We start from the raw sequence: 7284 nt of genomic DNA on the forward strand, positions 1-7284 counted from the left end.
TGATCGCAAGTTTGACTGGCACTACATCGCGCCCCACTCTCGCGCATGTAAACATGCGCTGCCGTACAGCGGGACAAGCCGACCCAGAATGCCTTCATCGAAAGCTTCAACGGCCGCCTGCGCGATGAACTGCTGAACGAGACCCTGTTCCCGTCGTTGCACCATGCCCGCGTGACGCTGGCCGCCTGGCGCAAGGACTATAACACCGAACGCCCCCACTCCCGCCTCGGCTGGCAGACCCCAGCCGAGTTTGCCAAGACCTTCGCCCCGCAACGGGGCCTGACGCTGCGCAATCCGCAAAGCTCCGCGCCAGACCCCGTTGCCCAACCCGCCCAAATCGGCAAAACTCAAACCCGGAGTCTCGCTCACGCTGGATAAAAGTTGGGGGCAACGTCAGATCGCAGATTTTCAGCGGCTGTCCATTGACTGGCTGCGGGAACAGTTCGGGGATGACGTTATCCATGCGCGCGCAGATCTCGACGAAGATGCCTACCACATCCACGCGGTGATCATGCCGCGCGTGAGCGTGGAAATGACACGCACGAACAAGAAGACCGGCACCAAGGACGTCATTGCAACCCGTCGGATGCTGCAGCCTTCTAAGTTTGCCGTCATCGAAGACTATGAACATGCGCAGGACAGCGTGGGCGCTTGGTTTGAGGGTATTGGCCTTGATCGTGGCGAGCGGCGGAAAGATGCCTTCCGCAACGCGGTCGCCCAAGGTGAAACGCCACCGCCGAAGCGCATGCATACAAAGACGCGTGACTGGTGGCGCAAGAAGGATCGGGAGCTATCGAAACGAGAGCACGACCTGAACGCGCGATCAGAGCTTGTTGATGAACGCTCTGCAGAGGCAGATGCCATCATCGAAATCACCGAGGCGATCGGTCAGGGGGTCGTTGATCCTGCTGCTGAAAACTCAGAGGGCATTTCGCCCACGCAGGGACACGAAAACGACGACGCATTCCTGAAAGCGTTGGCGCACGCAAAGCGGTCGCCAAAGGGGGCTTCACGCGTTGCGAAAGCGTTCCGGTCCGGATGGAGCACGATGTTCAAAAAGGCGCGCCAAGATGCATTCCAGCGTGTTGGTGACGACTTCAGGCTGGCTACTAAGACTCTCAAGGACGCGACGGTGCTGTTGTCCAACATCGGTCGGGCTCTTGGCCCTGGGTTCTCTGCTGATGTCGGCACCCTATCGACGCTGACTGAACGCCTCAAAAAGACGCTCGCAGCAGGCAAGATTTCATATGAAAGATCCGAGAATAAGAAAATAACGCCTGAAGACAGATACTTAAGAGAATAATGGAATTTTTTATCGGAAATTTTTTCCGTCGGAAAAAACTCCATCCCATCTTCTTTTTACGCCGCCGGGCAATCCCGCCCAAGACGAAAATCAACTGACTGAAAGACTTTCAAATGAACACGCGCATGATCGCAAAACCCGCCAAATCCGCCCTCAAAAACCGCACCGCAATGCCGATGAGCCCGGCCATGCAAGCCGCCATGTTCAAGGTCGCCAACGTCGCGGCCAACCTGTCGCGAAAAGACGAGGCCGCGCGGAAGGCGATCGCCGATACCGTGGAGGAATGGATCACCTGGTTGAGCGATGACCACGCCGACGCTGTGGAAGAGTTCTACTACGAGATCTGCATGTTGGCTTCCGCTGGAAACCGCAACAAGATCGCCAAGCATTCCCTGATGCCCAAGGGCTTGCTTGACCGGGTCGAAGAGGATCTGAAGGCACAGAAGGAAGAAGCCGAGCGCGAGGCAGCGAAGGTGCAGTCCAAGGATGACGGCAAAGGCGGCAACGCTGCTGTCGCCGCCGTATAATCAGCTGCCAACCGAAAATTTAGTTCGCCAAAGTCCATATCCCCCTCCCGCAACCAAATATACATAACAGTATCAAAACGCTAACAGCCGCCCTCCGGGGCGGCTTTTGCTTGTCCAAATTCCAGGTCAATAATAGGTCAGCAAAACAAGGCAAACGTAAGCGTCACTTGGCACCCAACTGTTCTTGATCCGGATGATTTGAGACTGAAGCCCTGTTGAATAACGTATCTATCGGACAGGATCACGCCACGTAGATCGGCCGTCTTCAAAGGGGATTTGTCGAACTTCTGGGCAAGAAGCCTATCGAGGGCGTGCCGGTGTGCGGCGGGCGATCTATGTACTGGCGATCGTGGCCACGCCCTTGACCTCCGATAGGAAGGCAAAATACGAGCAACTGATATCGGCCGGCAAATGCAAGAAGCGGGCCATCACGGCCGTCATGCGCAAGCTGATTGTCACGGCAAATGCCCTTCTACGCGATCAACGCAAATGGACCCAGAACCCAGCTTGGCCACTACGAATACTCATTGAGTGCTGCGCAATCAACTGCCGGGCAATGCATGGCCCGCTTCAAATCGCCCGGCCAGGCAAAGCTCTTTTTGTCTGTCCACGATCACGTCCAAACCGTATTTCGCTGTCGCCGCCACAAACTATCCGCCCCAGCCTGTCGACAATCTCGCTTAGATGCTCACAGCATTTGGGACCCCTTTACCAGTGAGTTGAGGGCCGCTTGACCCCGGGGTGTGGACCTCCTTTTCGGCAAGATCCGATAAGTTGGTGATGCCGCCTGATAATATGCTTGCTACACTGCGGCATATGACTTGGCTAGAAATATGGGCCAAAAATTAAAGCTCTGGAACATAATCGCGAGCTGCGGCACACCGCGCGCTGATCCATGTTGGTTCGCCCTGAATTGCGGTGGCTTATGTTTGGCAGTGTTGGTGGCCATGAACCACTCCCCAAGCAGATAGGAATGCAATGAACCGGATCGTGTATATCGTCGGCCTCGTGGTGGTCGTCTTGGTCATTCTGGGCTTTTTTGGCCTGCGCTGAGGCGCGGCGAAGCCGCACTGACTGATTGACTTGGGGATGACGCCAAGGATCCGCTTACCATCGCGGTCACAGGTGCTTCATCCTTCACCTATCTACCAAAGAGAGAGATATCTCCCATGAGTACAATCCTGATTATCATTGTCCTGCTGTTGGTGTTCGGCGGCGGCGGCGGTTATTACGGCTACAACCGCTATGGGTCGCGTGGCCTCGGTGGCGTCGTCGGCCTTGTGATCGTTATCTTCATCGTTCTCTGGATATTGGGTGTGCTCGCGTAATGGGCCCAGGGTTGGCTGCCCGATCCGTTTGATAGGTTGGACAATGCCGACCCCTTGCCATGCCAATCAGGTTGGCCAGCATTGTGTTTGCTGGTGACCTGATCAGGATCCGCACAAGAATTGAATGAGCGACTTACCGTCCGGGACAGATTGGCGGCATTTGGAATGCGTCCGACGTCTCAGGACACAGGTTTCCCAATGCCTTGCCCAGCCATCTCCAAAAACATCGGAAGACGAAAGCAAGAAGGGTATGTGAGGGGCCGTGGTCGGGTCACGATATGTTTTCTGAATTGAGGACCGCCTATGACACGCCGTCGAAATGCTGCAACTCCGGCGAAATTACCGGCTGTTGGCTGGAAGGACGTGGCCTTTCGCGTCAAGGACGAAATCGCTCAGGATCGCGTGGGCCTGCTTGCTGCCGGGGTGGCGTTTTATGGTCTTCTGGCCCTTTTTCCGGCCATAACCGCCGTGATCGCCATCAGCGGCCTGTTGATCGATCCGAGCCGGATCGTCGCACAACTCAACACTCTTTCGGGGCTTGTGCCGGAAGACGTGATCACGATCATAGCCACGCAGGCCACAGCCGTCGCCAGTTCCCGCCAGGACGGGCTGGGCTTTGCGGCCATCCTGGGATTGCTGATTGCCTTTTATTCGGCATCCACGGGCATGGCGAGCCTCATGCAGGGGCTGAACATCGCCTATGACGAAACAGAAACACGGGGGTTCACCAAGCGTCTGTTGGTGACGTCCACCCTGACACTGCTGCTCATCGCCGGGCTTGTCTGCGGGCTCAGCGCCACCTTGGCACTGCCAGTCATTCTGGCCTTCGTGGACATGGGGCCGGTCGTCGCGATGCTGCTCACCGCAGCCCTTTGGATCGGGTTAATCGCACTGACGATTGTCGGGCTCTCTGTTCTATATCGCTTTGCACCGTCGCGCGACACCCCGGAGTGGAAATGGACGTCGGTCGGAGCGGTTGTGGGATGCCTCGTCTGGATCGCGGCATCGGCCAGCTTTGCCTTCTACGTCGGCAATTTCAGCTACTACAACCAGAGCTTTGGCGCCTTGTCTGGCGTCGTCGTGCTGCTCATGTGGTTCTGGATTTCAGCGTACATCATCCTCATGGGGGCGGAATTGAATGCCGAACTCGAGGCGCAGACCGACGCAGACACAACGGCCGGGGCTGACACATGACAGTTCAATCATTTTTCATATCAAGAAAGCGATCTTATGTGCTGGAGCGGTGAAGCCTCGGCTGTACTGGCGTTTGTGGGTATAACAACCACCGCTTATGCCGCCTACAAGAAAGAGCCGGCGCCGTTGTGGATGGCCTTGGGATATTTCTCGTCAATGGAGCTTTTGCAGGCTTTTACATACTCGGTCATTGATCAATGCTCGCTGCCCTCTAATCAAATTGCCACTCTCCTCGGCTATTTGCACATCTCGTTCCAGCCGTTCTTTATCAACATGATTTCCATGTACTTTATTCCGGGACATGTGCGTGAGAGAATTCAGTGGCCCGTTTATACCGTGTGTTTCATTTCGGCCATCATCATGTTGCTGCAGCTTTATCCGTTCGAATGGGCCGGGTCGTGCCCGCTTGGACGCGGGTTGTGTTCTGATCGACTATGCTCAGTTTCCGGAGAATGGCATATCGCCTGGGATATACCGACCAACGGAATGTTGAATTTCATAACGGTCGAGTCTTGGGCCTCTTTCCTTGGAACATATCCCAGCTACCTGATCGCAGGTATTTTGTTGCCCTTTGCTTACGGCTCCTGGCGACTTACTCTGTACCAGTTCCTCGTTGGACCACAATTGGCGCTGCAACTGACAAGCAACCCCAATGAAGTCGCCGCCATCTGGTGCCTGTTATCGATAGGCATCCTGCTGATTGTAGTCAAAACACCGATAAGACGCTTCATGTTCGTGAAATCCTGGTGGTTGTGGCCAAAACAAGTCGTCGGCAAGCGGAGCGACCTGTGATCGGCTGTTCTTTGCAAGGAAGGGCACCTGCCGAACGATCCCGTGTGGCAGGTGGTTGGATCAAAGGGAAAATACCCCAAAATTATCAACGCGCGTATTAACCTGCGTTTATGCGCGCGGTCCGGGAAACCACGAAGGTGCAACATGATAACCGGGATACTTCGCGTGTGCGTCTGATGGAACTCACCTGACGCTGACAAGAAATGTCTCTTTGTGTCCGCCTTGAACCGCGGGCAGTCACCACGCCCCGGCAAGTAAGATCTTGGGTCGGTGCGTCTTTTTTGTATGTGGCCAATACCGGCCCACGCACAGGGGCTCTTATGACAACATCTTCACATATCGGCGATCGCCTCTCCGTCCTGAAAAATTTCGGAACCGACCCCGGTTCGCTGAGTGCCGATATCTACATTCCGAAGAATTTTCCGAAGAACGGCCCGCTTGTCGTCGTGCTGCACGGCAGCACCCAGTCTGCGGAGAGCTATGATATCGGATCAGGCTGGTCGACTCTCGCCGACGAATGCGGGATTGCACTCCTGTTTCCTGGGCAACGAAAGACAAACAACTCCATTGGCAGCTTCAACTGGTTCAAGCTTGGCGACAGCCACCGGGGCGGTGGTGAACCGCTCTCTATCCGACAGATGATCAAACAGGTCATTGATGATCACGGCATCGACCCGTCGCGTGTTTTCATCACGGGGATGTCCTCGGGTGGTGCCATGACGTCTGTGATGCTGGCGACCTATCCGGAAGTTTTCGCGGGCGGCGCGATCATCGCGGGGCTGCCCTACCGCAGCGCGAACACGTTGATGCAGGCGATGTTTCGCATGAAGGGCTATGGCAGTCCGTCGGACCGCAAGCTTAACGCGCTAGTGCGCGGAGCCTCAAAATTCTCCGGGCCCTGGCCGACAATCTCGGTCTGGCATGGCGACAGCGATGCAACCGTCGACAATTCCAACGCCAGCTCGATCGTCCGGCAGTGGCAGAAGATCCACAAGGTCGAAGGTCCGCCGACACGCGTCGAGATGGTTGACGGCTATCCTCGGGAAGTCTGGTGCGACGCGGACGGGCGGGTGGTGATCGAGCAATACATCATCGGAAAAATGGGCCACGGCACGCCGATCAGTGCCAAGGGCGCAGAGGGTTTGGGGGAAGAAGGCAAGTATATGCTGGAGGTCGGCATTTCTTCGACCCGACACATAGCGGATTTCTGGGGTCTGACGCGGTCCGGCGAAGCGAACAGGTCAGAACCGAAAACGGCTGCGTAGATCACCGTCGCTCAGAGAGGTCATGACCTCTGGCACTCCACTGGTATGATCGACGCGGAGCACAAAGAACACCACTTGCTTCAGAGGCGCCATGACGGGGGCCGCGGCCGCGCTGCTGACCACGAGCAGGCTGGCGACGCCCGCGATCCCCCAGCCGAGGCTCTTCGATTCGGGGCGTGACGCCGATTTCTTTCTGTTTCTCCAGAATGTGGGCTTGATAGTTCCATTTGGTCAGATTGAGGGGTCGCACGCTCTAGCACTTCACATCCGGCAGCGGCCCGGTCATGGCACAGGCCAATGCGGCCAACAGCTGCAACGATGCGAGTGTCTTCATTTGGTAACCTTGGCAATTTGAGAGTTCGGGGCAAAGCTCTGGCTCGCGGCAGATCCCATCGCACCGATTTACCGGGCGATAGTCGACTTGGTGCCCAAAATTTGCGCTCAACGACCCCCTGCAACGCCCCTGTCCCCGCCGCTAAGCGCGGAGGCGATCGAAGGCAGCAGGAAGATAAAGAGCGTTCCGCAGGCCATTGCGACCAGGAAGGCAGAGACGGCGGGAGTTTTGTCCGAAGTATTAAAGTTCGAATAGACTTTTCCGATGAAAGCGACGACGGACTGTGTCAGCACGATCATCAAGAGCTTCATAATGCCGAAGTTCACGGTTCGGCGAAGCGAGGGTCAGGATTCATAACCAGAACATGACGACGGCTGCGAGGGCGCAGGCTGACAGGAAGACCTTCGGACAACTGTCATAGCGGGTTGCGCCGCGCCGCCAGTCCTTGAGGCGGGCAGGCACGTCTGGATCGCGGCGTCGCTGAATGTCCGCGATCTGCCTCTCTTGAAGGAAGGTTCAGCACCCCAGTGCATCTCGGGAT

General features: G+C 56.4%; 8 protein-coding genes and 2 pseudogenes. 7 read left to right on the plus strand and 3 right to left on the minus strand.

Annotation, left to right across the window (positions count from 1 at the left end; translation table 11 throughout):
- From P775_RS00245 to P775_RS00285, 7 genes and pseudogenes are all read left to right on the plus strand, one after another.
- Window positions 1-378: pseudogene (locus P775_RS00245) on the plus strand (integrase core domain-containing protein); the annotation flags it as partial.
- Window positions 320-1303: a plasmid recombination protein gene (locus P775_RS00250; protein ID WP_099909088.1), complete on the plus strand. Its 984-nt coding sequence runs from the start codon at window positions 320-322 to the stop codon at window positions 1301-1303. The pseudogene P775_RS00245 and the gene P775_RS00250, both read left to right, overlap by 59 nt.
- A gap of 113 nt (window positions 1304-1416) precedes the next feature.
- Window positions 1417-1830, plus strand: a complete 414-nt coding sequence (locus P775_RS00255) for a hypothetical protein (RefSeq protein ID WP_099909089.1) — start codon at window positions 1417-1419, stop codon at window positions 1828-1830.
- 1169 nt (window positions 1831-2999) lie between these two features.
- The gene (locus P775_RS00270; protein ID WP_099909090.1) at window positions 3000-3158 is read left to right on the plus strand and encodes a DUF3309 family protein; all 159 of its coding nucleotides are present in this window, start codon (window positions 3000-3002) and stop codon (window positions 3156-3158) included.
- 303 nt (window positions 3159-3461) lie between these two features.
- Complete coding sequence (locus P775_RS00275) at window positions 3462-4352, plus strand: YihY/virulence factor BrkB family protein (RefSeq protein WP_099909091.1); 891 nt, start codon at window positions 3462-3464, stop codon at window positions 4350-4352.
- A 36-nt stretch (window positions 4353-4388) separates the two neighbouring features.
- Window positions 4389-5144: a DUF5765 domain-containing protein gene (locus P775_RS00280; protein ID WP_245875501.1), complete on the plus strand. Its 756-nt coding sequence runs from the start codon at window positions 4389-4391 to the stop codon at window positions 5142-5144.
- A gap of 320 nt (window positions 5145-5464) precedes the next feature.
- On the plus strand, window positions 5465-6409 hold the full coding sequence (locus P775_RS00285; protein ID WP_099909092.1) for an extracellular catalytic domain type 1 short-chain-length polyhydroxyalkanoate depolymerase: 945 nt from the start codon (window positions 5465-5467) through the stop codon (window positions 6407-6409).
- Here P775_RS00285 and P775_RS29635 read toward each other — a convergent pair.
- From P775_RS29635 to P775_RS00300, 3 genes and pseudogenes are all read right to left on the minus strand, one after another.
- A complete protein-coding gene (locus tag P775_RS29635) occupies window positions 6386-6628 on the minus strand; it encodes a VirB8/TrbF family protein (protein WP_099909093.1) in 243 nt (80 codons plus the stop codon). The two genes, P775_RS00285 and P775_RS29635, sit on opposite strands and share 24 nt — an antisense overlap.
- Before the next feature lie 222 nt (window positions 6629-6850).
- Complete coding sequence (locus tag P775_RS00295) at window positions 6851-7042, minus strand: hypothetical protein (protein ID WP_143520743.1); 192 nt, start codon at window positions 7040-7042, stop codon at window positions 6851-6853.
- A 52-nt stretch (window positions 7043-7094) separates the two neighbouring features.
- Window positions 7095-7199 (minus strand): annotated as a pseudogene (locus tag P775_RS00300) (IS5/IS1182 family transposase); the annotation flags it as partial.
- Window positions 7200-7284 lie beyond the last annotated feature (85 nt).

This window comes from Puniceibacterium antarcticum (assembly GCF_002760615.1).
In the GTDB taxonomy this organism is placed as follows: domain Bacteria; phylum Pseudomonadota; class Alphaproteobacteria; order Rhodobacterales; family Rhodobacteraceae; genus Puniceibacterium; species Puniceibacterium antarcticum.

What these genes read in the sequence shown, in the direction of transcription:
- P775_RS00255 (WP_099909089.1), top strand. Translation starts at nt 1,417, where the DNA reads ATGAACACGCGCATGATCGCAAAACCCGCCAAATCCGCCCTCAAAAAC.
- P775_RS00270 (WP_099909090.1), top strand. Translation starts at nt 3,000, where the DNA reads ATGAGTACAATCCTGATTATCATTGTCCTGCTGTTGGTGTTCGGCGGC.
- P775_RS00275 (WP_099909091.1), top strand. Translation starts at nt 3,462, where the DNA reads ATGACACGCCGTCGAAATGCTGCAACTCCGGCGAAATTACCGGCTGTT.
- P775_RS00280 (WP_245875501.1), top strand. Translation starts at nt 4,389, where the DNA reads ATGTGCTGGAGCGGTGAAGCCTCGGCTGTACTGGCGTTTGTGGGTATA.
- P775_RS00285 (WP_099909092.1), top strand. Translation starts at nt 5,465, where the DNA reads ATGACAACATCTTCACATATCGGCGATCGCCTCTCCGTCCTGAAAAAT.
- P775_RS00295 (WP_143520743.1), bottom strand. Translation starts at nt 7,042, where the DNA reads ATGATCGTGCTGACACAGTCCGTCGTCGCTTTCATCGGAAAAGTCTAT.